Origin of the sequence: Lactiplantibacillus sp. YT640, from assembly GCF_049745435.1 — a bacterium.
Taxonomy (GTDB): Bacteria; Bacillota; Bacilli; order Lactobacillales; family Lactobacillaceae; genus Lactiplantibacillus; species Lactiplantibacillus plantarum.
This window is the reverse complement of record NZ_JBMNVY010000012.1, coordinates 47,313-73,736: the sequence shown is the minus strand read 5'-3', so window position 1 is coordinate 73,736 and position 26,424 is coordinate 47,313. Positions and strand designations below refer to the sequence as shown.

General features: G+C 44.9%; 27 protein-coding genes and 1 pseudogene. 11 read left to right on the top strand and 17 right to left on the bottom strand.

Annotation, left to right across the window (positions count from 1 at the left end):
- Window positions 1-697: 697 nt before the first annotated feature.
- The 6 genes and pseudogenes from ACOV1R_RS09355 to ACOV1R_RS09330 all read right to left on the bottom strand — a co-directional run bounded on the left by ACOV1R_RS09355 (window position 698) and on the right by ACOV1R_RS09330 (window position 6,899).
- Window positions 698-1,330: a LysM peptidoglycan-binding domain-containing protein gene (locus ACOV1R_RS09355; protein WP_097558089.1), complete on the bottom strand. Its 633-nt coding sequence runs from the start codon at window positions 1,328-1,330 to the stop codon at window positions 698-700.
- Window positions 1,331-1,734: 404 nt separating this feature from the next.
- Window positions 1,735-2,109: a glycine cleavage system protein H gene (locus ACOV1R_RS09350; RefSeq protein WP_016511439.1), complete on the bottom strand. Its 375-nt coding sequence runs from the start codon at window positions 2,107-2,109 to the stop codon at window positions 1,735-1,737.
- A gap of 9 nt (window positions 2,110-2,118) precedes the next feature.
- Window positions 2,119-3,036 (bottom strand): sce7725 family protein, encoded by a 918-nt coding sequence (locus ACOV1R_RS09345; protein WP_021356464.1) that lies wholly within the window; start codon window positions 3,034-3,036, stop codon window positions 2,119-2,121.
- A pseudogene (locus ACOV1R_RS09340) lies at window positions 3,033-3,748 on the bottom strand (hypothetical protein). The gene ACOV1R_RS09345 and the pseudogene ACOV1R_RS09340 overlap by 4 nt, the downstream one beginning before the upstream one ends.
- Window positions 3,748-6,117: an ATP-dependent DNA helicase gene (locus ACOV1R_RS09335; protein WP_015379730.1), complete on the bottom strand. Its 2,370-nt coding sequence runs from the start codon at window positions 6,115-6,117 to the stop codon at window positions 3,748-3,750. Before ACOV1R_RS09335 ends, ACOV1R_RS09340 begins: the two are co-directional and overlap by 1 nt.
- A 419-nt stretch (window positions 6,118-6,536) precedes the next feature.
- Window positions 6,537-6,899 carry a hypothetical protein gene (locus ACOV1R_RS09330; RefSeq protein WP_003646418.1) on the bottom strand — a complete coding sequence of 121 codons (363 nt, stop codon included), beginning with the start codon at window positions 6,897-6,899 and terminating at the stop codon, window positions 6,537-6,539.
- Window positions 6,900-7,087: 188 nt separating this feature from the next.
- On the opposite strand from ACOV1R_RS09330, the gene ACOV1R_RS09325 reads away from it, so the two are divergent.
- Window positions 7,088-8,284: an acetate/propionate family kinase gene (locus tag ACOV1R_RS09325; RefSeq protein WP_003643729.1), complete on the top strand. Its 1,197-nt coding sequence runs from the start codon at window positions 7,088-7,090 to the stop codon at window positions 8,282-8,284.
- Between the two features lie 126 nt (window positions 8,285-8,410).
- Here the strand turns inward: ACOV1R_RS09325 and ACOV1R_RS09320 are convergent, their stop codons facing one another.
- On the bottom strand, window positions 8,411-8,854 hold the full coding sequence (locus tag ACOV1R_RS09320; protein ID WP_015379731.1) for a GNAT family N-acetyltransferase: 444 nt from the start codon (window positions 8,852-8,854) through the stop codon (window positions 8,411-8,413).
- A gap of 73 nt (window positions 8,855-8,927) precedes the next feature.
- On the opposite strand from ACOV1R_RS09320, the gene ACOV1R_RS09315 reads away from it, so the two are divergent.
- The 3 genes from ACOV1R_RS09315 to ACOV1R_RS09305 all read left to right on the top strand — a co-directional run bounded on the left by ACOV1R_RS09315 (window position 8,928) and on the right by ACOV1R_RS09305 (window position 11,205).
- Window positions 8,928-9,350, top strand: a complete 423-nt coding sequence (locus ACOV1R_RS09315; protein WP_217203222.1) for a MarR family winged helix-turn-helix transcriptional regulator — start codon at window positions 8,928-8,930, stop codon at window positions 9,348-9,350.
- A 188-nt stretch (window positions 9,351-9,538) separates the two neighbouring features.
- Window positions 9,539-10,741 (top strand): NAD(P)/FAD-dependent oxidoreductase, encoded by a 1,203-nt coding sequence (locus tag ACOV1R_RS09310; RefSeq protein ID WP_003641886.1) that lies wholly within the window; start codon window positions 9,539-9,541, stop codon window positions 10,739-10,741.
- A gap of 131 nt (window positions 10,742-10,872) precedes the next feature.
- Complete coding sequence (locus ACOV1R_RS09305) at window positions 10,873-11,205, top strand: hypothetical protein (protein ID WP_011100963.1); 333 nt, start codon at window positions 10,873-10,875, stop codon at window positions 11,203-11,205.
- A gap of 99 nt (window positions 11,206-11,304) precedes the next feature.
- Here the strand turns inward: ACOV1R_RS09305 and ACOV1R_RS09300 are convergent, their stop codons facing one another.
- The 6 genes from ACOV1R_RS09300 to ACOV1R_RS09275 all read right to left on the bottom strand — a co-directional run bounded on the left by ACOV1R_RS09300 (window position 11,305) and on the right by ACOV1R_RS09275 (window position 16,592).
- Window positions 11,305-12,375, bottom strand: coding sequence for an ABC transporter substrate-binding protein (locus tag ACOV1R_RS09300; protein ID WP_003643738.1), 1,071 nt, complete (start codon window positions 12,373-12,375; stop codon window positions 11,305-11,307).
- Window positions 12,372-13,187 (bottom strand): ABC transporter permease, encoded by an 816-nt coding sequence (locus tag ACOV1R_RS09295; protein ID WP_003643739.1) that lies wholly within the window; start codon window positions 13,185-13,187, stop codon window positions 12,372-12,374. Before ACOV1R_RS09295 ends, ACOV1R_RS09300 begins: the two co-directional genes overlap by 4 nt.
- A complete protein-coding gene (locus tag ACOV1R_RS09290; RefSeq protein ID WP_003643740.1) occupies window positions 13,187-14,020 on the bottom strand; it encodes an ABC transporter permease in 834 nt (277 codons plus the stop codon). Before ACOV1R_RS09290 ends, ACOV1R_RS09295 begins: the two co-directional genes overlap by 1 nt.
- Before the next feature lie 11 nt (window positions 14,021-14,031).
- Window positions 14,032-15,129, bottom strand: a complete 1,098-nt coding sequence (locus ACOV1R_RS09285) for an ABC transporter ATP-binding protein (protein ID WP_003641894.1) — start codon at window positions 15,127-15,129, stop codon at window positions 14,032-14,034.
- Window positions 15,130-15,199: 70 nt separating this feature from the next.
- A complete protein-coding gene (locus ACOV1R_RS09280; RefSeq protein ID WP_097558090.1) occupies window positions 15,200-15,742 on the bottom strand; it encodes a helix-turn-helix domain-containing protein in 543 nt (180 codons plus the stop codon).
- 382 nt (window positions 15,743-16,124) lie between these two features.
- Window positions 16,125-16,592 (bottom strand): ASCH domain-containing protein, encoded by a 468-nt coding sequence (locus ACOV1R_RS09275; protein WP_003641896.1) that lies wholly within the window; start codon window positions 16,590-16,592, stop codon window positions 16,125-16,127.
- 185 nt (window positions 16,593-16,777) lie between these two features.
- Between ACOV1R_RS09275 and ACOV1R_RS09270 the strand changes: the two genes are divergently transcribed.
- From ACOV1R_RS09270 to ACOV1R_RS09245, 6 genes are all read left to right on the top strand, one after another.
- Window positions 16,778-17,263, top strand: coding sequence for a GNAT family N-acetyltransferase (locus ACOV1R_RS09270; protein WP_003641897.1), 486 nt, complete (start codon window positions 16,778-16,780; stop codon window positions 17,261-17,263).
- A gap of 3 nt (window positions 17,264-17,266) precedes the next feature.
- Window positions 17,267-17,794, top strand: a complete 528-nt coding sequence (locus tag ACOV1R_RS09265; RefSeq protein ID WP_097558091.1) for a GNAT family N-acetyltransferase — start codon at window positions 17,267-17,269, stop codon at window positions 17,792-17,794.
- 93 nt (window positions 17,795-17,887) lie between these two features.
- The gene (locus tag ACOV1R_RS09260; RefSeq protein ID WP_003641899.1) at window positions 17,888-18,073 is read left to right on the top strand and encodes a hypothetical protein; all 186 of its coding nucleotides are present in this window, start codon (window positions 17,888-17,890) and stop codon (window positions 18,071-18,073) included.
- A gap of 260 nt (window positions 18,074-18,333) precedes the next feature.
- A complete protein-coding gene (locus ACOV1R_RS09255; RefSeq protein ID WP_003641900.1) occupies window positions 18,334-18,687 on the top strand; it encodes a GntR family transcriptional regulator in 354 nt (117 codons plus the stop codon).
- Complete coding sequence (locus ACOV1R_RS09250; RefSeq protein ID WP_015379734.1) at window positions 18,687-19,580, top strand: ATP-binding cassette domain-containing protein; 894 nt, start codon at window positions 18,687-18,689, stop codon at window positions 19,578-19,580. Before ACOV1R_RS09255 ends, ACOV1R_RS09250 begins: the two co-directional genes overlap by 1 nt.
- 12 nt (window positions 19,581-19,592) lie before the next feature.
- Complete coding sequence (locus ACOV1R_RS09245) at window positions 19,593-20,606, top strand: ABC-2 transporter permease (protein WP_003641902.1); 1,014 nt, start codon at window positions 19,593-19,595, stop codon at window positions 20,604-20,606.
- Between the two features lie 105 nt (window positions 20,607-20,711).
- Here ACOV1R_RS09245 and ACOV1R_RS09240 read toward each other — a convergent pair whose 3' ends face one another.
- Window positions 20,712-22,079 carry an aldehyde dehydrogenase family protein gene (locus ACOV1R_RS09240; RefSeq protein WP_015379735.1) on the bottom strand — a complete coding sequence of 456 codons (1,368 nt, stop codon included), beginning with the start codon at window positions 22,077-22,079 and terminating at the stop codon, window positions 20,712-20,714.
- A 425-nt stretch (window positions 22,080-22,504) separates the two neighbouring features.
- Between ACOV1R_RS09240 and fba the strand changes: the two genes are divergently transcribed.
- Complete coding sequence (gene fba / locus ACOV1R_RS09235; protein WP_003641904.1) at window positions 22,505-23,368, top strand: class II fructose-1,6-bisphosphate aldolase; 864 nt, start codon at window positions 22,505-22,507, stop codon at window positions 23,366-23,368.
- A 292-nt stretch (window positions 23,369-23,660) separates the two neighbouring features.
- Here the strand turns inward: fba and ACOV1R_RS09230 are convergent, their stop codons facing one another.
- The 3 genes from ACOV1R_RS09230 to ACOV1R_RS09220 all read right to left on the bottom strand — a co-directional run bounded on the left by ACOV1R_RS09230 (window position 23,661) and on the right by ACOV1R_RS09220 (window position 26,262).
- Window positions 23,661-24,977, bottom strand: coding sequence for an MFS transporter (locus ACOV1R_RS09230; RefSeq protein WP_097558092.1), 1,317 nt, complete (start codon window positions 24,975-24,977; stop codon window positions 23,661-23,663).
- 169 nt (window positions 24,978-25,146) lie between these two features.
- Window positions 25,147-26,049 (bottom strand): SPFH domain-containing protein, encoded by a 903-nt coding sequence (locus ACOV1R_RS09225; protein WP_003643746.1) that lies wholly within the window; start codon window positions 26,047-26,049, stop codon window positions 25,147-25,149.
- A 12-nt stretch (window positions 26,050-26,061) separates the two neighbouring features.
- A complete protein-coding gene (locus ACOV1R_RS09220) occupies window positions 26,062-26,262 on the bottom strand; it encodes a hypothetical protein (RefSeq protein WP_003643747.1) in 201 nt (66 codons plus the stop codon).
- Between the last annotated feature and the right edge of the window lie 162 nt (window positions 26,263-26,424).

The following is a 26,424-nucleotide window of genomic DNA, read 5'->3' as shown; positions in this document are numbered from 1 at the left end:
GATAAGCTCGCTCATGTTTATCTGGCTACGGTCTACATTGCCTCAATTTGCATCTTACTTAAGTAGTTTTAAGACGGACCCTAGTCATTTTATTGCTTGGAGACGTGGCACTGACTAATTATTTTTCGGTAAAGCAGATAATTGATAGAAGTTGCGCATCGTGTAGTCAATTGTGGTTGGTTAACGAAGGCGTCGATTAATTAAGTATTACTATAGTAGGTTTATGCCAAAAGTAGCCCATGACGATCGCTACTAAAACGTTACTGGGTTAGTATTACGCCATAGCTGAATGGTATGTGGTTGTCGTTGTGGACTAGTCGTCAAACTGTCGGGGGTTCGGGACTGTACTTAGTCAGGAAATTAGTTGGATTTTCTCCGTTAAGGTTGGTGAATTGTTAAATAAAAACATGTGGTATTTTGGTTGGGAGAGTGGGTCGTCGATTGGGGGGACAACTAGCAGGTCTGGATCGTGTCCGTATTAAAGCGGTTGCCAGAATAAGCATATCGCATATCTAAATAACGGGTTGTCAGCATGCTCTAAGGCCCATTATAAAGTCACTTAGCAACTGAGTAACTTTATAATGGGTATTGGTGGGGGACACACGTGCTTCAGCACGGATTTAATAGTAGAAAAAAAGATTGCGAATCAGAAATGATCCGCAATCTTTGCATTTGTTTATTAATTTAGAGTGGCTTCTTAGTACCAGCCATTAGCAAGCCAGTGACTCTTGGCGTTGCTCCATGAGCCATAACGTGAAGCAACATAACTGTTAGCAACACGTTCTTGGTTGGCAGCGGAGTAGTCACCGTTTAAGTATGAAGCACTTAATTGGTACTTACCGATGTATTGACCGTTACGAGCAGAATATGAACCACCAGATTCTTTACCAGCAATCCAAGTCTTAGCAGCACTATCAGAACCATTGTTGCTATAGTTTGATGTTGAACTAGACGTTTGAGTCGTCTGAGCAGCAGGTTTGCTAGTTTGTGTTTGACTTGATTGGGTCTGGCTAGCTTGGCTCGGTTGAGCTTGAGTTTGACTAGTCTGAGCTGATGATTGTGTCGTGGTCGTTTGTTGAGTCGTCTGTGTTGAAGTCGTGGTAGTGCTATCACCATTTACTTCAAGTTGTTGACCAACTAAGATCAAGTTAACGTCTTTTAAGTGGTTAGCTTGTTGGATTGCATCAATCGTCGTGTTATGGTCAGCAGCAATGGCAGAAACCGTGTCACCGGCTTTAACAGTTACCGTAGCAGCTTGAGCGGTAGCACCAATGGCAAAGAGACTAGCAGTAGCGGCAGCAGTTGATAATAAAGCATTCTTAATCTTCATTTGTAATGTACACTCCTATTTTTTAGTCCGAATTTGGCTTGGCCCCGCGAATCTTCCAAGCACTCAATGGTACCTAGTATAACTGGCGATTGTGACAGGGAAATAGCAGGAGTTTTACGAATTACCCTAATTCTTGTAATAAACGGCGTGTTTTGTAATCTTTTGTAATATAACGCGCGGCGCAATTGTTTCTGAGCGGGTCAATCAAGGCTGTTTACAAATGAAGACGGTGTCTGTTGGTTAACATAACCAAATGTTGTGATTAAAGTTCGAAGCGTGATATCACTGGGACTGGCAACCGCTGATGTCGTGACTAAGCTTAGTTAAGCCAATTTACGAGTTCTTTTAGTGGAAATGTAAGCGTTTGTTTGAATGTCAGCCAACTTACTTTTGGTAACTCGAAATTAGTCGGCCTTTAATTGGACCAGCCAGTTGTCGGTTTGTTTATTGTTAATGAGCGATTGGGGTGCCGCTTGTAGGTCTTTGTTAAGCTTCTGAACGGTGCCACTAAAGGGTGTTGACACCAGATGCGCCCCTTGATCGTCCGTAATCGTGACGAGCGGATCACCTGCCACGAGGTGCTGGCCCTTAGTTGGTAAATCGAGTTGATGAACGACACCCAGTTTGTGTTGTCCTTGGTCACTTAACCCCAGTAGAAGCCGGTCATGTGATTTGGTCTTCAGCCAAACGTCGCCGTATAACATCGGAGCATGTTGCTCTTCGTAATCATGACGATAGAAATGGATCATTTGTTTCCAAGCAGATTCTTGTTTTGCCATCATTTCTCCTCAATTCAGTGCTAGTAGTCGGTGCATCAATTGAAAGTGGTGCATGATTGCTAATTTCTTAATTATTCCTAACCCTGGGAATTTATCACCCTCAGCGTAGGCCAATAGGGTGGCAAGCGCGGGGGTGCGATTGAGTCCCGTCAGGTGTGCGGGTGCCCAGTCGGTGAGCTTTGTTAATGCTTCAAAAAACTTTTGCTTTTGACCACGCATATTGGCATTGCTGTCCGAAACAAAATGATGGATGCGCAGGTCACCGTTAACCGTAACATAAATAAGATGTAATGCAATTGCGCGTGATGGCATACCGTGGTCAAAATAGGGTCGGCCCATGAGTGAGTAATCGCCAAAACCATCAAAGCCAACCGGTGTTTGGTGCCAGTTAGCGGGGGCAAAATAGGCGTCAGTTATTTCTTGATAGTCCGCAACGTGCGCTGGGGTTGCCACGGGATCAGTCAATAAGACCGCGTGTTGTGGTAATAGTTGGTGCAAACGCGCTTCATCAGGGATTAGGACATGACCAGCATGCTGTAAAGTGGTCGTATGCTGATAGGCCTTAAGCAACGGATAGTTAGGCGCGATGAGCAAGCTTGTTTGACCAGGAGTGGTTGTCAGAAAGTCGCGACTAAAATCAGCCGCAAGAATTGCGCCCGGCCGGTAAAATGGGTAGGGACGCAGATCCGGAAGTGGATGGAGCTTAACGGTATTAAGACCATAGACACTCACTTGGGGATTCGCAATAATGCTAAATGGTTGTTGGGCTTCAATAAAAGTCGTGACTGTTTGTTGTAATTCTTTGGAGTCACGGACTGGTTCAATTACTGGGATGATGTGTGGGCCAAGTTGGTGTTGCTCGCACAATGTTCTTAAGGCTAACAAATCATACATCCGTCCACGTAGATAGGGGTAGTAAGTGCTCATAACTGGTCACGCAGATCTGGTGCCGTTAGCGCCTGATATTTTAGTTTGAGTGTCTGATATTCGGCATTGCGGGCATCTAATTCTGTTTGTAGCGCAGTCACCGCGTCATTCTGGGTGTCATCGATGAAGCGATCGTACAAGTTTTGTTCAGGATCATAAACGTCGTAGCCGGTGCGGGCCCGTTTGCGTAATTCTTTGAAGAGTTGATCATCAGAGTAGAGCTGTAGTCCTTTCTTCACACGCTTGGCTTTATCGACCTCACGAAAGAGCGATGTGATAAAGTGACTGATAAGGGGCGTTTGCTCGACTTGTAAGTCTTGGCGTTGGGCTTTCTTAGCGACAGTTAGGAAACCAGACGTTCGCAACGGTTGGGGTGCGAGCTCTAGGGCCCGCTGATCAAAAGCACGGTAGATCAATACACCAATATGGTCTGGAATTTCCGATTGAACTTCTAGGTAAAGTTGTTGCGGCAAGACAAAGTAATTGTATGACCGATAAATGAAAGTTTGGCCTTTGAATGAAAATCTGCTTTGGTGACTTTCAATTCGTAGCAACGCCATTCAATCTGACCATCGGGGAGTTGTTGATAGCTTAATGTATCAACGATCCCTTTATCAGCGGGCATCGCAACTTCTTCAACCACGTAGGCGCCCTGTTCTAGACAGTACTGATAGAGAGTACTTTCAAGTTGTTTAGTTAATTTAGTCTTCATTAATGAGTCACCTCCATTTGGTGCCAAAAGTTGGCAATCGTTGCTTCGAGCTGCGGGACTGATTGGATCGTCTGATAGTACTGCCAATGTGCTGGAAATAAATCTGTGTAGCGCCGACTAGCGAAGCGTTGGTCTAACAAGAGAACGATTCCGGTGTCCTTGGCACTGCGGATCAGGCGTCCAGCAGCCTGTAAGACGTTGTTCATGCCTGGCAGTTGGTAAGCGTAGGCGAATCCTAAGCCGTTTTGATGGTCGTAGTAGTCACGAATCAAGTTCGTTTCAGGGTTGATACCCGGCAGACCGACACTGACGATAGCGACTCCAATCAAACGGTCGCCACGTAAGTCAATGCCTTCGGAGAAGATACCACCCAGTACGCAGAAACCGAGTAAGGTTTGCGAGGGTGCTGACTGAAACTGGTTCAAAAAGGTCTGCCGGGCAGTTGCATCCATCGTCGAGGCTTGGGCGGTAGTTGCCACATCAGGGTAGGCGGCTTCAAAGGCAGTTTTGATCTGCAACAGATAGCCATACGACGGAAAGAACACGAGGTAGTTGCCATGTTTAGCCGTCAACATGGCGTGCAAGCTGGCAATAATCCGGGGCACGTTATGTTCGCGTTCGTGATACGTTGTCTGGACGTACTGGGTGACGAGAATGGCCTGATGCTTTGGTGGAAATGGTGATGGAAGCTGGTAGGCCAAACTGTTGGCTTCACCGCCAAGCACCCGCTGGTAGTAAGCCATCGGGGTCAGCGTCGCAGAAAATAGGACAGCACCACTGCCGAGCTCTAATGACCGATTAAGAAAGTCACTGGGATCTAGGCAGAGTTCCTTGATCGTTAAGTGATGACCGTCAAGGACGAAGCGCGTCTGGTAGCTGCCATCATATAGGTCGCCAATTTTAACAAAGGTCAGACAGGCGAAGAAATAGTCACGGACGGCGTCGAGCAGTGGCCCCGGCTTTTGTTGCGCCAACCAGTCAGTCACAAATTCATTAAATGTTCTGAGGGTGCGTAATAATTTGTCCGGGGGATCAGGTAGCACCTGTTCCGTTACTTGGTCATCAATCAAGGTTTTACTGATGCGCGTAAAACTACGCCGGACTTTCTTGAGTTCGCGTTGTAAGTCGTCACTTGGCTGACTTTTATCGGGCTTGGCTAATTTTAGCAACGCACTGATTGGCTGGTCACTAACGGCTGCAGAGTACATATCACGGGAGCGACTAACAAGGTTGTGGACTTCATCGATAAGGAAAAAGTTGTCGTCATCACGTTCGCTAAAGAATCGTTGTAAATAGACTAATGGGTCAAAAAGATAGTTGTAGTCACAAATAATCACATCACAGAAGAGCGACGTGTCGAGTGAAAATTCAAACGGATCGACAGTATGCTTGCGAGCATACTGTTCAATCACGGAACGGGTAATCTGGTCTTCATGGGTCAACAGATCCTTGAGTGCTGGTTTAAGTCGGTCGTAGTAGCCAATCATATAAGGATTATCTTCCGGAAGTACATCTTGTTCCTCGGGAAACCGAATCTGATCCTTGGCAGTTAGCGTAATGCTTTTCAGTTTGAGTCCGTCATGACTCATTAGCGTGACCGCTTCTTCAGCAACGTGGCGCGTACTTTGCTTAGCGGTCAGGTAAAAGAGGCGCTCAATCACGTCTTCGCCCATTGCTTTGATAGCCGGAAATAGCGTTGAGATCGTTTTCCCCGTCCCAGTTGGTGCTTCGACAAAGAGGCGTTTTTGCAACCGAATTGTCTTATAAACAGCGCCAGCCAATTCATGTTGGCCCGGCCGAAAAGCTGGAAACGGAAATGGCAAGTCTTCAATAGAAGCGTTTCGTTGTCGTCGTAAATCGGCTCGTAATGTCAACCAGTATTCATATTCTGTAATTAAGTCGTGGAAGAATGCGTCTAGTTCAGCCCGGTGAAGGATTTGCTGGGTCTTCGTGATTTTTTCATTGATGACTTGAAAGTAGGTCAGCTGCAACGTGACCTGCTCAAGATCGGGATGTTCTTGCAGTAACAGGTAACCGTAGACTTTGATCTGCCCCCAGTAAAGTGTCAACGTGTTGGTACTTAAGTCCTCGAAGACTTGATCGGATGTTTTGATTTCTTCAATCAACGCCCCATCATCATTTAACTGAATCCCGTCTGCCCGACCCGCGATAATGTAATCAGTATCGTTCATCGTCACAATTTTTTTCAGGTAAACTTCGCTATCATAGTCTTCACCACGACTACTCTGGAGCTGACGATGAATCTTAGCACCGTTCAATGCAGTGTTCTGGCTATTCTTTACTTCATTTAAATCGCCTTGTCGCAAGACGAATTCTACCAATTGTCGAATTCCAATCCTAGTTGCCATCGGAGCATCCCTTCTGAATTTAGTCGCTTCCTATTATAAAACATCTGTTCGTGTTTGTCTGCTGTTGATTGATGATGCCGGGCGGGGCTCTGTGATGTGGCCTTAAATGATGGTTAAGCTGCGGCAGACCAATATTTAAGACGCGGGCTTCGGCGGCTTGAATCTGGGCTCGTCGTGTTCCAGCAATTGGCGAAAATGCCTGGGAGTCAATGTAGGACGAACTAGCCAGACGGGTGCATGCTATTCCGAATTTTTTCCAGCGAATCTTAGCTGGTCACTTTTGCCTTTGAAAAACTGATACGGGGTAACAATCTGGATTGAAAGCTAAATAAAAAAGCATCGCGATAAGGGCGCCGATGCCTGTTGCGATGTTTAGATTGACGATTTTGATTTAGAAGAAAATGAATCAGACTAGGAAGTTAATCGTACCAATGGCTGTGGTGTTGGCGAATGCTCTTGCGGAGACTAAAACCGTAGCTGATGATGCCGGCTGTGATAATGGTCGCTAAAATCGCAAGCAACCATGAACCGGACGTGCTAAAGTAGGTGGCGTAACCAAGGCTGAGACTGACTAATGTGATGACGGGAATTAGAATTCTCACAGGGGCTGGATGTAAGAAGACGACACCGGCTAGCCACAGAGCCGCTGCTGTGACCATGGCGTCGACACTGATTGGTGAACCAAAGCTAATACCAAGAGTGATGATAGCAAGAATTGTTCCCACGGTCAGGAGGAGGACAGCAAAGCCGTTGCTGACGGACCAAGTAAACGTTTTTTTCATCATGATCGCCTCACTTTCTATTAACTATATTATAGGCTAATTTCGCCTTATGAAAGAAATAATATGCCGACAATTAAGTTTGCAATGTTATGAAAATTGAAAGTTTGTGAACAAATCCTTGAAAGCGTATCCACTATTAGTTAAACTGGCATTAGGCACACTTGATGATGGATGGAGGAAAAATAGTCATGGCAAAAATTTTAGCAATTAACGCCGGCAGTTCAACTTTAAAATGGAAGCTTTTCAGTGTTCCCGAAGAAACGGTAATCGCATCGGGAATGGTTGATCGGCTGGGATTGCCAGATTCCGTTTTCACAATTAAGAAGGCGGATGGTAGTAAATATTCTGAAACTAAGGATCAAATTGATGCAAAAGAAGCCGCTGCAATGGTCTTAACACGGCTGAAGAGCGATAATATTGTGACTCATCTTAGTGAAATCACTGGGGTTGGTCATCGGGTTGTTGCGGGTGGCGAAGATTTCAAAGACTCTGTCGTTATTACCTCGCAAACCTTGAAAAAAATCAAAGATTTATCTGAGTATGCGCCGCTACATAATCCAACGCAGGCTTATTATATTGAAGTATTCCGTGATTTATTACCAAAAGCGACTCAAGTAGCCGTGTTTGACACTTCGCTGTATGCGGATATGCCTAAAGTTAATTACCTATATAGTATTCCTTACGATTATTATGAGAAATTTGGCGCGCGGAAGTATGGGGCACATGGCACAAGTCATCGTTACGTTGCTAATCGGACGGCCCAACTATTGGGGAAACCATTGGATTCGCTTAAATTAGTGACATTACATTTAGGGTCGGGTGCTTCGATCACGGCTTTTGATCATGGTAAAGCCGTCGACACTTCAATGGGCTTTACGCCGCTAGCTGGGATTACCATGAGTACCCGTTCCGGTGATATTGATGCCTCAATTATTCCATTCTTGATGCGCCATTTAGGGATCTCTGATGTGGAAGACTTTGTTGATATTTTGAATCATAAGTCAGGGTTACTTGGTATTTCAGGTTTGTCACCTGATATGCGTGATCTTGATAAGACGCAAGATACCCGTGAACGGTCAAAACTAGCAATTGATATTTTTGTTAACCGGGTTGTGAAGTATGTCGGCAGCTATATTGCTGAAATGAACGGAATTGATGCCCTTGTCTTCACGGCTGGTGTGGGTGAAAACTCATGGATGATCCGCGAACGCGTCACTAAAGCTTTAGGATACTTTGGCGTGACAGTGGATGATGAAAAGAATCATATGCACGGTAAGGAACAAATTATTAGCAAAGATGACGAACCGGTAACGGTCATGGTTGTCCCAACTAATGAAGAGTTGATGATTGTGCGTGACGTTGAACGGTTATCTAAAGCTGAATAAATGAGTCAATTAAAAACGCGTGATTCGGATTGTGGTCCGAGTCACGCGTTTTGAGTTTTGGATTCTAATCAGCATAGCGCTAAGTCAGCTCTTGTCCCCGCATATGTGCCGATGTGATGTGCTCAGCTATTGGCGTTGTCGCGCAGGTTTAGTCATTTTGATGTGGGGCGTGTGGTTGAATAGAAAAGGGGTACCGCTCGAAGTGAAGCCGAAATGCTGGTAAAATCTTTGTACTGGCACTTGGGCTTCAATTTGAATTGGCAAATCAGCATAGTGTTCCTGTACGACCTGTTCGATATGGGCCATTAAATCAGCGCCCAAGTGTTGTCCGCGTTGGTTTTTGTCCACCACGACCCGGCCGAAGGAGAGATGGTCATCTTCTGTAAAGATTCGTGCGTATGCAACAATATTTTGATTGACGGTTTTAAAGACATGATAAGCTTTTAAATCAGTATCATCGACTTCCTGATAGATGCGCTGTTGTTCAACAACAAACGTTTTGACGCGCAATTCATAAATAGCGTATAATTCAGTTGTTGTTAGTTCTGAGAATGTTTTAATCGACCACATGGTGATGCCTCCTTAGCATAGTGCTAAGTTTATCATCAAATGATTGCATATGCAATAATAAAAAGGAGCTTCTATGATACCAACATTAAGATTGATGGGCACGTTGTCGCGAATCGTCACGAACGAGGGTAATCAACGTTTTGCGAAATACGGCCTCAATAACAATCAGTTTATTTATTTAATTCGAATTTGTGAGCAGCCTGGCCTATTTTTTAGTCAATTGGCTGACCAAATGAAGATGGATCGAACCACGAATTATCGCGCCGTTCAGAACTTAATAAAAAAAGGTTACGTGATTAAGCAGACACATCCAGAGAATAAAAAGGTCCGGTGTTTGTACCCAACGAGCGTTGGGCAAGCGTTGTACCCGGAATTGCATGCTTATGAGCAGTGGTGTGCAGACTTGGTTGGTGAGCAGCTAACGCCGGGCCAACAACAAGTTTTGTTTGAAAGTCTGTCGTTAGTCACGGCTAATGTCACCCAGCATATTGAGTAAGTTTAATCACTAAACTAGATTAATTGTGAACAATTAAAATGGCGTGGCGTTTTAGCTGAATTTTAGGCGTGAAGAGTGTACCATGTAGTTATCAAGTTATAACTGGATTAATGTGATCAACGCAGGTTAGCACAATTGCTGGACAGGCGGCATTAGTCAACAGGAATAATGAAAGGGGTTAATAAATCATGGCAACAACTTTGGTGTTAGGTGGGGGTTACGCAGGGATGCGAGCCGTCAAGTTTTTACAGAAGAGTCTACCAACTGAGGATGAAATCATTCTTGTTGATCAGACACCGACGCATACGGAGAAGACTAATTTACACGAAGTCGCAGCGGGGACGATCGCACCTGATCGAATTACTTATCAGATTCCAGATATTATCGGTAAGCGGGTCCAGTTCGTTCAAGCAACGGTCAAGAGCGTTGATATTGAACAAAAACAAGTGACCTTTGAAGATCATCCTGAAATGACCTATGACTACTTAGTATTAGCATTGGGCTTCCAGTCAGAAACATTTGGGGTAGCTGGCGCCGATGAAAATGCCTTGCCAATGGATGATTTGGCAACTTCACAGGCTGTTTATGAACATTTGGAAGAACGGTTTAAAGCCTACCGTACCAGTAAGGACAAAAATGATTTGAAGATTGCGGTCTGTGGTGCTGGGTTCACTGGAATCGAATTATTAGGTGAACTGACCCAGACGTTACCAAGATTGCAGGCGAAGTATCAAACACCTGCTGCTAAGTTAGTTTGTTTGGAACGGATGCCATCAATTTTACCGATGTTTACGCAGGAATTGCGGGACTACGCTTTGAAGTTTATGGAAAAGAATAATGTCGAAATGCGGTTAGGTGCCGTTATTGAGGCCATCAAACCGGGTGCTGTGGTTTACAGTGACGCGGACAAGAACGAACATGAATTTACGGCTAACACTATTATTTGGACGGTTGGTGTCAGTGGTTCACACGTCATTGCTGATTCCGGTTTTGATCAGCGCCGTAACCGGGTCGTAGTTAAGCCCGACTTATCACTGGAAGGGCATCCCGAAGTATTCATTGTTGGGGATGTCGCTGCAGTGATGGATCCCGAAAGCAATCGGCCATATCCAACCACAGCTCAAATTGCACTGGCAGCTGGCGAACAAGCTGCCAAGAATATTGGCGCTTTGCGTCATAACCAAGCAACGGCGACGTTCCACTATGAATCTAGTGGGACCGTGGCCTCATTGAGCGATCGTGACGGTATTGGTGAAATCTTCAGTAGTAACAAACCGGTTCATGGCTACGCGGCATCAGCATTGAAGAAAATTATTACTGACCGCTCACTTTTGGAAAGTGCGCATTTAGGAACGGTCTTCAGTAAAGGGCGTTTTGACTTATATCATTAATCATTAAATTAATTCCAGTAGTATGATAAATAGCCACCACAGAAATCGAATTTCTGTGGTGGCTATTTTGGACTAGTTAACCGTCGAATGGCTCAGCTGGTTGCTGATTCGGGCAATTAAGTAACCAGCTGTTGGGACTAACGATACTTTACGGGCACCCCTTACAATTAAGGCATGATAAGGGGGCGGTCAAAATGACGACTAAATCAATACGAACACCAATTCAACCGTGGTTTACCCTAGTGGTAGCGGGCAGCTTACTGATAACCTTGTTTTCTACCGCACTTTGGTGGTTGGCTAGCAGTGCGTTTTGCGCGTTACTCATTTTAAACTTACAATTTATCGTCTTTCCAACCACCGCGGATCGTTATTGGCTAAATCGGCTCAGTTTAGGATTGGTACTAGTGCTAGTAGTGCTCGCGAATATTAAATTTTTAATCATTAGTGGCTTGACATGGCAGTAAGCGCCTAGACATTAAAGGACCTGACTTGAAGCACTCTGTTTCAAGTCAGGTCCTTTTGTCTAATGATGCCAGTCATTTGAATCAAGTAGGCTGATCCGATTAGTGATGCATCTTAAATTCCAAATAACGGTCATTATACAAGCCGACTTTGGCTGGTGATAAATCTTGATAGATTTGAAGATGCTTGATTGTGTTATTGTCTGGGTAAAATTGGCGATCGTTGCGAATGGCCTTAGGTAATAGCGCCTTGGCTTTCCGATTAGGTGTCGCGTAACCGATATATTCCGCATTTTGGGCGGCGTTCTTGGGTTCACTCATAAAGTTCAAGAAGGCGTAAATCGCCTTAAAGTGTTTGGCCGTTTTAGGAATGACCAAGTTATCAAACCACAAGTTACTCCCTTCGGATGGGACAACGTAATGCAAGTGTGAATTGCCAGCCAACATTTCACTAGCCTCACCGGACCAATCGACCGCGATTGCGGCTTCGTTTTGGATCATGTACATTTTAATTTCATCCGCTACGACGGCCTTGACGTTTGGTGATAGCCGGTTAAGCTTGTTTCGCGCAGCCAATAGAGTGGCTGGATCGGTCGTGTTCATGGACTGATTCATTGATGCGAGGGCGAACCCCATTACGTCGCGGGCGCTATCAATCAGCATAATTTTGTTATGGTATTTTCGTTGCCACAAATCATTCCAGTGTTGAATACTGCCCGGCTGAACGTACTTGTCGTTATAAATGATACCAAGCGTTCCCCAGAAATATGGGACTGAGTAACGATTGTGTTGATCAAAGGCCAAGTTCATGAAGCGCGGATCGTAATTCTTCATTCCAGTCAGTTTACTTTTATTGAGCGGTAAGAGTAAGTGCGCTTTTTTCATTTTTTCAATCATGTAATCACTAGGTACGGTCAGATCGTAACTGGTGCCGCCTTGCTTGATTTTCGTATACATAGCTTCGTTGCTATCGAAAGTTTCGACGTTAACGTGATAGCCAGTCTGTTTTTGAAACTTAGTGAGCAGACTAGGGTCAATGTAGTCACCCCAAGTATATAGGTTCAAAACCTTTTTGCCAGTACTACCAGAGCTCGTCTGCAAGCGTTGCGCGCCAAAGGCCAGTAAGCCACAGACGACTAGTAAGCTAACGATAATGCTTAATAATTTTTTCACTTCCGCCGCCCCCTAACTGCTGGCCGCCGGTGCCGACTACTGTATTGGTTAATGAAGTAGTAGCCAATTACTAACACCAGTGCCATCAGGAACATTAGACCGGACAGGGCGTTGATTTCCAGGTTGATGCCTTGACGGGCCCGTGAGTAGATTTCAACCGACAGCGTGCTAAAGCCGTTTCCAGTCACGAAGAAAGTGACGGCGAAGTCATCGAGTGAGTAGGTCAGGGCCATGAAGAAGCCAGAAAAGATCCCGGGCATGATGTAGGGCACGATGATTTGGCTGAGTAATTGCCAATTGTTGGCACCTAAGTCAGCCGCGGCATCCAGTAAACTGGTGCTCATTTCTTGAATTTTTGGTAGCACCATCAAGACCACGATTGGAATTGAAAAAGCAATATGGCTTAACAAGACTGAGCCAAAACCGAGCGGAATTTTAAGGGCAGTAAAGAAAATCAAGAAACTGGCCCCGATGATGACGTCGGGTGAAACCATCAAGATATTGTTCAACGATAACAAAGTGTTGCGGGTAATCGGTTTGGTCGTACTATTGATTCCGAGTGCCCCCAGCGTGCCAATGACAGTTGCTAATAATGATGATAAGAGCGCAATCAAAATGGTGTCGAGAAAAATGGCAATTAAACGGCTATCCGCGAATAAGTCTTGGTAATGTTGCCAGGTAAAACCATGAAAGTTGTTCATAGTCGTACCTTGGCTGAAGGAGTAAACGACTAGAAAAATAATTGGCGCATACAGCACGATGAAAACAAGCCACAGGTATAAGTTGCGCCACTTGAAGTTACGTAAGGTCATTATTTCGTCAACCCCTTTCGTGCGCGCTTTTTACTGCTGCCAGTTAGCCACATGATGATGACCATCGCAATAATCAGGACGACCCCGATCGTCGAACCCATGCCCCAGTTCATTGTCGTCAAGAAGTGTTCCTCAATCGCAGTCCCGAGTGTAATCACCTTATTGCCGCCAATTAAACGGGTCAACATGAAGAGTGACAGTGAGGGAATGAAGACGGCTTGAATGCCAGCCTTCACACCGGGGAGTGTCAGTGGGAAAATTACCCGATTGAAGGTCTGCCAATTTGTGGCACCGAGATCCCGACTAGCATTGACGTAAGATGGGTTCAGTTCGCTAATCGAGTTGTAAATGGGCAGGACCATGAACGGAATCTGAATATAGGCCGCGACAAAGATGAAGCTGAAATTAGTAAAGAGCAATTGCTTGGGCCCGATTCCGATGAAACTTAAAAACTGGTTGGCGATGCCGGCTTGACTAAAAATGCCGATGAAAGCGTACGCCTTAAGTAATAAGTTGATCCATGTTGGCATAATGATTAAGAGCAGCCACAGCTGCGGATGCTTCGTTTCGTTGAGTAAATAAGCCGTCGGATAACTGATCAATAATGTTGCGAGTGTGATCAAGAAGGCGTACCAGACAGAGTTGAGCGTCATCATTAAGTAGGTATTTGATGAAAAATACGTTTGGTAGTTGCCCAGTGTAAATTGCCCGTTAATGTTGAAGAATGATTGATAGATCAACAATAGGACTGGGGCAATGACGAAGAGGATGATCCACAACATGTACGGGATAAAGTAGGCGGTGTTACGACTTAATCGTTGTTTTGGTTGCATGTTGACACCTCCTAATCATCTTCGTATTGTTCAAGACGAGCATCAAAAGCAGCTTCGCTCTCGTTTAACCGCATGACGTGAATGTCTTGTGGGTCAAAGGTCAGGCCGATCGGTTCGCCTTCTGCGGCAGGGTTAGTTGAATGAACGAGCCATTCGTTATGATCGGTATCGTAAGCGACGATTTCGAAATAATTGCCTCGAAATAGTTGGGAGTCGACAGTGACGACTAACTTGCCTTGATCTGCGGCCACAATGTCGAGATCTTCAGGCCGAAGAACGACTTCGACAACTTCATTAGGCTGCATTCCCGCATCGGCGCATTCGAATTGTTTGCCGACAAACTCTACTTCAAAATCTTTGAGCATTTTACCCGGAATAATGTTACTTTCACCGATGAAGTTCGCCACGAAATGGTTGATCGGTTCATCGTAAATATCAACTGGGGACCCACCTTGTAAAATCTCGCCAGCGTTCATGACAAAGATTTCATCACTCATGGCCAAGGCTTCTTCCTGATCGTGGGTGACAAAGAGAAAAGTGATGCCCAGGCGTTGTTGAAGGTCCCGCAACTCATATTGCATATCCTTACGCAGTTTGGCATCGAGAGCCGATAACGGTTCGTCGAGTAAGAGGACCTTAGGCTGCATAACGAGTGCCCGGGCAATGGCAACTCGTTGTTGTTGTCCACCAGAGATCTCACTGATTTCACGTTCCCCAAGATCAGCTAGTTGGACCATTGCGAGTGCTTTTTGGACCCGCGTCTCGATTTCATCCTTGGGAACTTTGTGTAATTTCAAGCCAAATGCCACGTTTTCCGCGACATTCATGTGTGGAAAAAGGGCGTAATCTTGAAAGACTGTGTTGACTTGCCGCTGATTGGCCGGCAGAGTGTTGATGACCTGACCGTCAAAGTAAACTTGACCGGAAGTGGCATCCGTAAACCCCGCAATGGTACGCAGAATGGTTGTTTTACCACACCCAGACGGACCGAGTAACGTATAGAATTTGCCCGCTTCAAGATCTAAGTTGATGTTTTTTAAAACTTGATGTTCCCCGTAACTTTTAGTGACATTTGTCAATCGAATGATTGGTTGTGTATTAACCGCCAAAGTAAAGACCTCCTTAAAACGTGTACCAAGCTAGTGTAACCTAATACCAGCTCGATTGGTTGTGACATGATTATAAGTAGGACGCGGTCGTAACCAAGGTGAACGTGCAGGACGTGGTGCCAAGATTACGAATCTGATGCGTCTTAGTCGCATGGAAGTACAGCGTATCTCCCGCCGTGGCAGTATATTGCTGAGCTCCGAGCTGTAAGCTTAAAGTGCCGGTTTGAACCATAATAAAGGTCTCTGCCGGCGACGGCTCAAAAGATTTGAAGCGACCACTAGGTGCCAGTGTGACGGTGACCGGTTCTAACTGATTTTCGTTAGACGCGGGTACGAGCCATTTCACACGGTATCCTAAGGCTTCATCGTCATACGTGGTCCGATCTGCTGGATGGTAGACCACTTTGTGAGTGGGCTGCTCAGCCGCAAAAAAATCAGCGGGGGCACAACCGAGTACTTCAAGAATCGCGAAGAACGTCTCCATTGAAGGCGATGACTGATTGTGCTCTAACTGTGATATGTACCCCTTGCTAAGGTCAGTTCGTTCGCCTAATTCTTCTTGCGTGAGTTGCTTTTGAATCCGTAAGTTGCGGATGCGTTGACCAATGTCCATGACATTCACCTCGAATCGGTAGTTTTGTTAAACTAAACAATAAGTTTAGTACGAGCTTTAATTATAATGAAAAATGACGTGGGGACAAGCATTTTTTACAATTGGCAGCTTCTTTTTTTAAGTCTGCCAGCTTGTCTGGTCAAATCGCCCAGAAACAGTGGTGTTGAGGGGTTGAAACTGTCGTTTGGTTAGTGAATAAATTAGGTGCGTTGTGGACGGACTTTTCGTGGCGTGCCGCTGAAGCCTGCGCTTGCTACGCCAACGAATCAATGCAAAAATCGCATTAATCCGCTGGCTAGGCAATGCTCAGCTTCAACCCGCGGCCCCTCACACTCTAATAAAAAAGCCCAAGACATCCGTCTTAGGCCGTTAGCGTTGTTGATTAATCCGCGCGGTAAACGACTTCAAAAACTTCACTGACCATCGGTGTGTCCGATGAGAGGTTTTTGCCGTGTTCTTCTAACGTCGGGGTGAATTCTGCCGTCTTACGCTTGCGCCAATCACCAATTGTGCGATCACCATCGCCTTCATGGTAAGCGTGTTCTGCCGAGATGCGATAAAACGGAATGAGTTCAGACACCACCGTTTTCAGAATCGCGACCGGTTTCATGTCACCATTTAGCAAGACGTTGTAGTCGCCAACTTGTGGAATGGCAATTTGTTCCGCGGTATAACTGTCCAGCGGCGTGGTTGTCGCTGTCTTCGTCCCAGCCAGAATTGCGTCGGCTAAAGCAGTCACTTCGGCAGGGTTATTTTGTTGACCGAACCAACGTGTTTGATAAGAAGCCCCGTTTGTGTCGGTGCTTTCGTTATAAGCATGCCATAATTGTTCTGCTGATTGAGCGGGCATAAAGGTCACCTAATTTCGATTAGAATTATTGAATTCGAATGCATGTAACCGAATTCACAATTCAAGTATAGCATGACATTTCTGAAAACGACACGTTCGACACTGGTTTTTCGGGGAAAATTAAGTTAGTCAACTATTGACCGACATTTGCTATAATATACGTACGAATTGGAGGGCGAAAATCAATGGAAATTACACCTGTTAAAATGCTGGATTTACCACAAATCATGGCGATCGAAAAATCTGGTTTTTCAGAAGCAGAGGCTGGCAGCGAGGCTGCTTATCGCGAACGCATTGAGAAATTAGCGGATACTTTTCTGGTCGCCCGCGATGGTGCAGTCGTACTTGGCTTTATCGTGGGACCAGCTGTCGGTGCCCGCTATATTGAAGATGAGATGTTTGTAGAGACACCGACTAACTTACCACGTGGCGGCCATCAGCTGGTTTTCACGTTGGCAGTTTCGCCACTAGCACGTCACCAACAGATCGGTAGTCAATTATTGACCGCGCTAGCTGAGAAGGCTCAAGCAGACGGGCGGACAAGCATGGCGTTGACTTGTTTGGAACGACTAATTCCGTTTTATGAACGTAATGGTTTTATTAATCAAGGTGTGGCGAACTCCGAACATGCTGGTGAAACTTGGTATAATTTAGAGAAAGTCTGGGATTGAATCATGAAATTAGCAACATTACAAGCACAATTACCGGATTTTGAGATCCGATTACTAACTTTAGCTGACCAGGAAGCATTGCTAGAGCTGGAACAAAGTAATCCGCGCTATCATCAATATTTCTCACCGGAACCACTAACGATGACTGAGGTACAACATGATTTGACGGCCCACCCGGACGAGTTAGCGGCGGCACAAAAACAGGTTTTTGGTTTTTACTTAGCACACCGTTTAGTAGCCGTTTTAGATGTACTCAATCAGTATCCACAAGAACAATTTTTATTCGTTGGATTACTCATGGTCAATAAGGCTTACCAACGTAAATCAGTGGGCCGAGTTATTGTAACCGGACTGATGCAAGCGGCACTTCAAGCGAATATAACGGCGATCCAACTAACGCGCGTTACTGCTGATGAAGGGGTCGCAAGCTTCTGGCAGAAACTCGGTTTTGAAGCTGGTAACCAGCTGTTCTTACCTTTAAAAGCCGGTGGTCGGTTAGCGGTGACGACGATGACACGGCTACTCCAATAGAATTCTCATGGAACTCTTAGCAATAAGGCCTAGTAAGCGATATCAGACATGTTAAACTCGTGATGACTAATAAATAGAAATGAGGTTAACACGATGATTAAGCATTGGGGAAAGGCCGAAACTGGCATGTTGATTGCAGCCGTATTGTTATTAATGGTAATTTTTACCTTTTTTGAAATTACGGCTAGTTTAACAGTTAGTGTCATTGCTTTTCCGATTAGTTTGATTGTGTTGATGGCGATTATGGAATTCGCCGCAACGGAATTACGGCGCAAGTAAGTGACTCGCAGATAGATCGTAACCTAATATCGTGCTTGTTTAGCAGGAGCATGTATATATAGAAGCCCGTATTTACCACGATTGGCAGATACGGGCTTTTTTCGTGACGGCTGAGGACTATTCCTACTAGGTCTAAAGGACACTGTTTGGACTGTACAAGTGGCCTGATTTTAACGTTTTCTTAGCTTGTTTATAACTGTACTATACTGTACTATTTAACGTAAGCGAAGTAACGACTGTGTATTAAATGGAGGTGGGCCATGCAAATTGATCATGGAAGCCGACAACCGTATTACGCTCAGATAGTAACCGGTATTGAACAAGATATTGCTCATGGTGTGTTACAAAGTGGTGAACAACTGCCGTCGGTGCGTGAAATGGCTCGTCAACACTTGCTGAATCCGAATACGGTCAGTAAAGCCTATAAGCGACTGGAGACACAGCAAATTATCGAGACGGTTCCGGGAAAAGGCACGTACGTTAAAGTGGTGGATTCAACGCTGTTCCGACAAGAATTACGGGAACAGTTTACACAAATTGTCAGGCTAGCGGGTCAAAGAGGCGTCAGTATTGCTGAATTGCATGGCTGGCTTGATCAAATGGGGGAAAAATAATGAGTTTAGTGATTAATCAGTTAAGTAAGCGCATTGACCATCACCAGACGTTAGATGGCATTAGTTTTGAGATTGGACTTGGTCAAATCGTCGGTGTTGTTGGCCGTAACGGGGTTGGGAAAACAACCCTTTTTCGGACAATCAATGGGCAGTACCTCACGGATCATGGTCAGGTCCTGGTTGATGGGCAAGAGGTTGTTGATCAACCGGAAATGCGGACGCAACTGTGTTTTATTGATCCACTGGCAAATTTTTTTAAAGGCGCGACGATTGCGCAAATCCAGTGGTATTATCAAGCTGCTTACCCGGACTTTGATAATGCCGAATTTGCGCAATTGTTAGACCGTTATCATCTGACGTCCAAACAAAAATTACGCCATTTCTCTAAGGGAATGTTTGGTTTGTTTACAATCATTCTCAGTGTTGCGACGCAAGCGCCGTATCTCTTTTTGGATGAGCCGCTAGATGGTTTGGATGTCCTAATTCGAAAAAACATTCTTGGTATTCTAATTGATGAAGTGGCTACGGGAAACCGTTCAATCGTGATTGCGTCACATAATTTGGCTGAATTAGAGGGGGTTATTGACCGCGCGTTGATGCTTAAACACGGTCGCATTGTCAATGACTATCAATTAGAAGCCATGCGACGAAGTGCACGAAAAGTTCAATTAGTGTATCGTGACAAGCAGATTCCAGCCGTTGTTAAACAATTAGGCCATATTGTACACGTTTCTGGTCGGGTTATCGTGGTAGTGTTTGAAGATTATAATGCTGAGGTCCAGGCGCAATTAGCGACAACTAACCCGGTATTTCAAGAAGATTTACCACTCTCATTAGCAGACTTGTTTATGGCTAATCTGACGGATGAAGCTGACTTTGAATTATTATCTTAGGGGGACGATAAAATGACGAAACGAAAGTTATGGCAGTTGTTATGGCGCCACTATCGCACGTTGTTATTAACGGCGGGCGGTGTCTTACTACTAGTAGGCATAAAGGAAGGCTACAGTATTGCCCATAATCCGTCACGGTATGTTGCACAAAATGTCAGTAGTTTTGCGTTGATGGAAGCCACTCATCTTCGGATGGAAACGGTGGTCGCCATCATCGTTAGTCTGGTGCTAGGAGTCGCACTATTCTTAAGCGATAATTTCACGAATTTTAATCAATATTTATTTAGTTTGCCGGTCGCTCGAAAGCAAATTTATCGGCGTAAGATCGGGTTACTTATTGGGATGTTGGTCAGCGCATACATGTTGGCGGAAGCTGTTTTTGGACTGATTGCTTGGCGCGTGTTGGCTAAACAGCAGGTGCGGATTGATTGGCTTACGACATTGTATGAAGAACTTGGAATCCTGGCAGTAATGTTAGTGTTTGGATTATTAGCCGCTACGTTCGGGTTATGGGTTGGCCATATCTTTGCGAGTGCGCTTGCGACATTTGTCTTCGTTTGTAGCTTGCCCTTTGCATATGATGGCTTGATCAATCTTGCTGCAGGATTAACGAAGCTTAAATATGAGCAGGTGGATGTTTTAGGTCAGCTGCCGAGCTGGAAACCCGGGGGCTTACTAACCACTTGGGTGATTTGTGGTGTTATCGGTGGCGGCCTGTATTTGCTTAACCGCTGGGCGTTTGAGCATTTATCTTTGGAAAATAGTGGGGATTTTTTCCGCTTTCCGCAGTGGCGCGGAGCCGTCCTGGGCTTTTCAATTATTTATCTAATTGTTGCAATTTGCTGTTCACAATTTGGTAATGGTGTTTTAGGGTTGCTAACGGATAACTATCATGCGCATATGCCATTATCGACTGGGATTATAATGGCGCTGGTCGTTGCCTATCTAACTTGGAGTTTGGGGCGGTGGTTTCTGTACCGACCGGATCGTTTTCGCGATGCGTGGACGGTTAAGAAGTTGGCTTAACTTGGTCATAAATCTAAAATGCGCCCGTTGAAGTTAAGCAGACTGACTTCAGCGGGCGCATTTGTTAGCGGCAATTTTAAATTTATTATCCTGATTGATGAAACTTTAGCGAATCTTAGTTAAGCGTTTTGCAACGGTCTTAATATTTAGTAGATCCCAATCTTCCAAGTTGTGTGAAATCGAGTTATGCCCCCATGTTCCACAACCGAGTGTTAAGGATGGTGCGACGTTATCATATTTATAACCAATGGCACCTTGTGAAGACGGCACGTTGATCAATGCTCGACAAGCAGTCATTTCTAAGGCAAACTTGTTCATAACAGCTTCGTCGGTCGTATGCAAGGCGGCCGTATGTCCCAGTCCGCCAAGTGCTAGGCTGCGTTTCATCAGGTTGAAGCCGGCCTCAGTATCCTTGGCATGAACGACGGCGAGGACTGGTGATAACTTTTCTCGTGATAAGACTTGGTCACCACCGATGCTAGGCAATTCAACTGCTAATACTTTGGTATCGGATGGGACATCAAAGCCAGCCCACTGAGCGATTTGCCATGGCGTTTGCCCAGCTACTTTCGGGTCAACAGCCTGTTTATCCAGGTTCATGACAGTTGCTTCTAAGGCCTTGAAGTTCTCGGTACCGACAAAGTACACACCGTTGTGACTTAATTCACGTTTAACTTGATCATAGATCTGATCAGCAACGATTAAGTTTGATTCGGAAGCACAGATCATGCCGTTGTCGAATGACTTGGAAGTGACGACATCACTGACTGCCTGTTGAATGTCTGCGGTTTGCTCGATGAAGCATGGCACGTTACCAGGGCCAACACCGAGTGCCGGTTTACCAGTTGAATACGCGGTCTTGACCATGCCGGCACCGCCAGTTGCAATAATGGTAGCGACGCCCGGATGGTTCATCAAGGTGTTGGTTGCTTCAAGGCTAGGCGTCTTGATCCACTGAATCCAATCCTTAGGAGCGCCAGCGGCAATAGCAGCATCGCAGATGATTCGGCCAGTTTCAACACAAGATTTTTGTGCAAAGGGATGGAAACCAAAAATAATGGGATTGCGAGTCTTTAATGCTAACATGGCATTGAAAATGACGGTTGATGTTGGGTTGGTAACTGGGGTGACCCCCGCAATAATTCCAACTGGTTCAGCAACTTTCATCACGCCACTGACTGGATCGTCATTAATGATACCGACCGTCTTGTCATCCTTGATGTAGTTATAAACGTTTTTGGCTGCAAAGTCGTTCTTCGCAACTTTATCACGATAATTTCCGCGACCCGTTTCTTCGACGGCCATAGCGGCCAGCATGCCACGAGCAGCGTGGGCAGCGCGGGCCATGGCAGCGACAGCCTGATCAACTTGACTTTGGTCCATGACTTCAAGACGGTTGGCAGCTAACGAAGCATTTAAGACTAACCGATCGATTGAACGTGATACGGTTGTTTCTTCCATTTCTTTCAGCATTCACGGTTCCTCCTATGCAAAATCAACTTGTTTCTTATTTCACAATCACTATTATAAATACTTTTTCACAAATGTAAATAGCTAATATTTAATTTCATAAATTGCTTTTAAAACACTATAATTATTGATTTAATAGCGTATATAAATGTAAATAAACTGTTCGCTTACATTTTCACCGAACGGATTGCTGTTATAATATTCACAATTAATTATTGATTAAATTCAAAGCAACTTTTGGCTTGATCTGTAACTGATTTTATATAAATGGAAGGGCTTACAAACGGGCGGTTGTCAAATAAGCAAGAATTGACGGGGAATCGTTGGTTAATAAATATGACAAATCGGTTATCACTCCTATGTAAAATGTGCTAAAATGAATGTGATTCAAAAATCGTATCTCTTAATTAACCTAGGAGGGTTATTTTATGTCATTTGTAAATGCTGTTGATATGACACAAGACGCATACAAGAACCATTATGCTATTGGTGCGTTCAACACAAACAACCTTGAATGGACTCGTTGCATCTTGAAGGGTGCTCAAGACACTAACACCCCAGTTATTATCCAAGTTTCAATGGGTGCTGCTAAGTACATGGGCGGCTACAAGCTCGTTATGGACTTAGTTGCTGATGAAATGGAAAGCATGAACATCACTGTTCCTGTTGTTATGCACTTAGACCACGGTAACTACGAAGCTGCCAAGGAATGTATCGAAGTTGGTTACTCATCAGTTATGTTTGATGGCCATGACCTACCATTTGCCGAAAACTTAGAAAAGACTAAGGAAATCGTCAAATTAGCTCATGCTAAGGGCATCTCTGTTGAAGCCGAAGTTGGTTCAATTGGTGGTGAAGAAGACGGTATCATCGGTGAAGGTGAATTAGCTGATGTTGAAGAAGCTAAGACTTTAGCTGCTACTGGTATCGACATCTTAGCCGCTGGGATTGGTAACATCCACGGCAAGTACCCAGAAAACTGGACTGGCTTACACTTCGATCGTCTTCAAGAAATCTCAGAAGCCGTTAAGATGCCATTGGTACTTCACGGTGGTTCTGGTATTCCTAAGGACCAAATCGTTAAGGCTGTTGAATTGGGTATTAGCAAGGTTAACGTTAACACCGAAAACCAAGTTGCTTTTGCCAATGCAACTCGTGCTTACATCGAATCTGGCGCAGACCAAATCGGTAAGGGCTACGACCCTCGTAAGTTATTGGCACCTGGTAAGAAGGCCATCGTTGATGTTGTTACATCACGGATTGGCTGGTTCAAGACTCCAGCTGTTAAATAATTGGATTTTTGATTCAGAAAAAGTCGACTCCTCGGGGTCGGCTTTTTTCCTGCGCTTTTTTGGAGAACTTGGGACTGACTTACCACCTGGGAGTGCCAGTGTTAGTGTGCCCTTTTCCGGTTGCTATTATCGGGGAACCGATTATAGCGTGATTTTTAATTTTGCGGTTTGTTAAAATAATCGTAACTTAATGGGATGCTGTTGGTATCCAATTGAATGAAGGAAAAAGTGAGGTCAGTGATTCTCGAATGCCGAGGGTCACTGACCTCATTTTGGTGTTAAGAACGGATAACTAAACATTAATCGCGTCTTGCAATTGCTGCTCATTGTAAAAAATTAATACGATAAACATCACCACGTAAAGTAATAATGGTAACCACGCATAGTTCAGGGTAATCATATGCTGAGTGGCGATATTTTGCGCATGATTGGCCGTGTAGCCGCTTAGATGAAAGAGTCCGGCGGTGACTAGGCCACCAAGTCCTAAGCCGACATTGACGCCGAAGTCATCAGTAGAGGCTAAAATACCTTCTGCTTGAATGCCAAGCGCCGTGCCATAACGGATCGTATCAGCAATCATAATTGAGACCAAACCAATGATGAGACCGTTACCGACAGCGTTGATCAACGTACCACCGAAGACGAAGGCCAGTTGATTGATGGCTGTCCCGAGACCGAGGATCAGTTGTCCCACAGCGGCGATTGCGATACCCGCCAACATGGTATTCTTTTTCCCGTGGTGGTTGGCTAAGCGGACAATCAAAATGACACCAATCAGTGACGCAAACGTAAAGCCGTTAACGACTGGCACTAAGTCCTCACGCTGAATCAAGTATTTAAAGTAGTAGATGGTCGTTTGATTCTTGATGGCGGTTGTTAACCAATACAGTAAAATCACGCTGGATAAAATAAACCACGGCTGGTTTTGCTTGAGCATGCCCCACACCGCACTGAGTGATTGGTGCGGACGCTCAGGTTGACTAAAGCGTTCCTTGACTTGGAAGAAGGTGTTGAGGATCAGTACCAACGAAATAATGCCAAATAGAACGATTGTCAGTAAAAACCCTCGTTGCTGATCACCCTGACCAAATAAAGCAACTAGTGGCAAGGTGAAGACAGCGACGATAATTTGAACGCTACTACCGAAGAATTGGCGAATCACGCCTAGTAAGGTTAATTCACGTTCATTCTGGGAGAGTGCTGGTAAAATCGATGTGATTGGTAGGTTGACGGCGGTATAGAAGAATCCTAACCCTAAATAGGTCACATAAGCCCAGACGAGTTTACCAGTTGCTCCGAAATTCGGGGTCACAAAGGTCAAAACGGCGAACAAGACGTAGGGTAACGCGTACCATAAGAAAAACGGGCGGCTTTTACCGAAGCACGAATGGGTATGGTCAATCATGACGCCGATAATCAGACTTTCAACGACATCGGCTAAGCGCGCAACGACAAATAAAATCGCCGCTGCACTCGTGGATAGGCCGTAAACATCGGTATAGAAGAATAATAAGTATGTGGTCATCATCTGAAAGACTAAGTTATCCGCGGCATCACTGAGCCCATAACTAATTCGTTCCGGCCAAGCTGTTTGCCAAGGTTGTTTCAATATTAACACCTCTAAGTATGGTTTTGCACAATCTAATTCTAACCTAGTTGCACGCTTAAACCTAACGGAAAGGTTTACAAAATTGATTAGGTCTTAGATTGATCAGAAAAAAGCCTGCAGGTGGCGTTCGTCAACCTGCAGGCTGTGCATTGTTTGTCCTGATTAAAAGCTACTTAGTTGTTAATTTGCTGACCTTGGTGAGTGCTGGGATTAAGCCCAAGCTATCTAACGTTTGGTTTGGTAAAACAACGGTGTTGGCATTGCCGTCCGCTAAGGCTTTGACAGCTTCCGTGTTTTGGAAGATAAAGTAGTTTTCGGATGATTGTGCCAAGGCTTCGTTTAAGATCCGCGTCCGGTAAGCATCAGCATCTGCTTCAGTTTGAACGGCTGTTGCTTTCGCCTTTGCACTATTCACTAAAGCTTCGTTTTGGGCTTTATTGGTGGCTAATAAGGCCCGGTTATTGGCTTCATTTTCCAGTGTGATTGACTTACTCTTACCTTCAGCAGTTGCGATGGTGGCATCCCGTTCCCGCGTAGCTTGCAGGAGTTTATTCATGGAAGCCTGAATATCTGCCGAAGGGTTAACGGAATCAATATTGACCCGGTCAACGTTTAAACCGTAGCCCGCCGTAACGGAGGAGATCTCCTTGAAGAGGGCGGCATTGATTTCTTGCGTCCCATTCAGGACTTCGTTTAATTCTTTGTTCCCAATGATACCACGCAGTGCCGCGCGGGTATCTTGAATCATACTACGAACGGAGTCTTCGTTTTTAAAAACGAAGTCTTCAATATTAGTGACGTGGTACTTAAGCGAAATCTTAACTGAGATTTCAGCGTTATCTTTGGTGATAACGACTTGTTGATTAAGATCAACGGGTGTCTGAGCCGTGTTAACGGTGATGACACGTGAGATGAACGGTTTAATAAAGTGAAAGCCGGAACTAATGACGCGCTCGAACTTTCCAAATGTTAAGACGACACCTTGGTTCGGTTGGGTGATGATGCGGATGGAAGCGATTAGGACTAAAACGACCAGTAGAATGACAATAATTGCAACGATGATACCTACCATAATAATTTCCCCCTATTGTTGTGGTGCGATAATCGTTACCGTTAGACCATGAGCACTGACGGCCGTGATTTCAACGGTATCGCCGGTGTGCAATGGTGTTGCGGCGTGCAAATGGTACAAGATGCCATAGAATGCGACGCCGTCAGTTAGATCGGTCGGTTTGATAATGAAGCGCTGACCGATTAAGCGCTGATCTAAGTATCCCTCTTGCATAGATGACCCACCTTTAATGTGATAATAATTAAATTATATGCTGTTTTTGGTTAGATTGATAGGGCCGTTATAAAATAGTGGGTGAGTTTTGGATTGTTGATAAAGTATGGCGATAAATGGTGAATTCATGCTGCATATCGCTCAGTAACTATTTGGATAAGC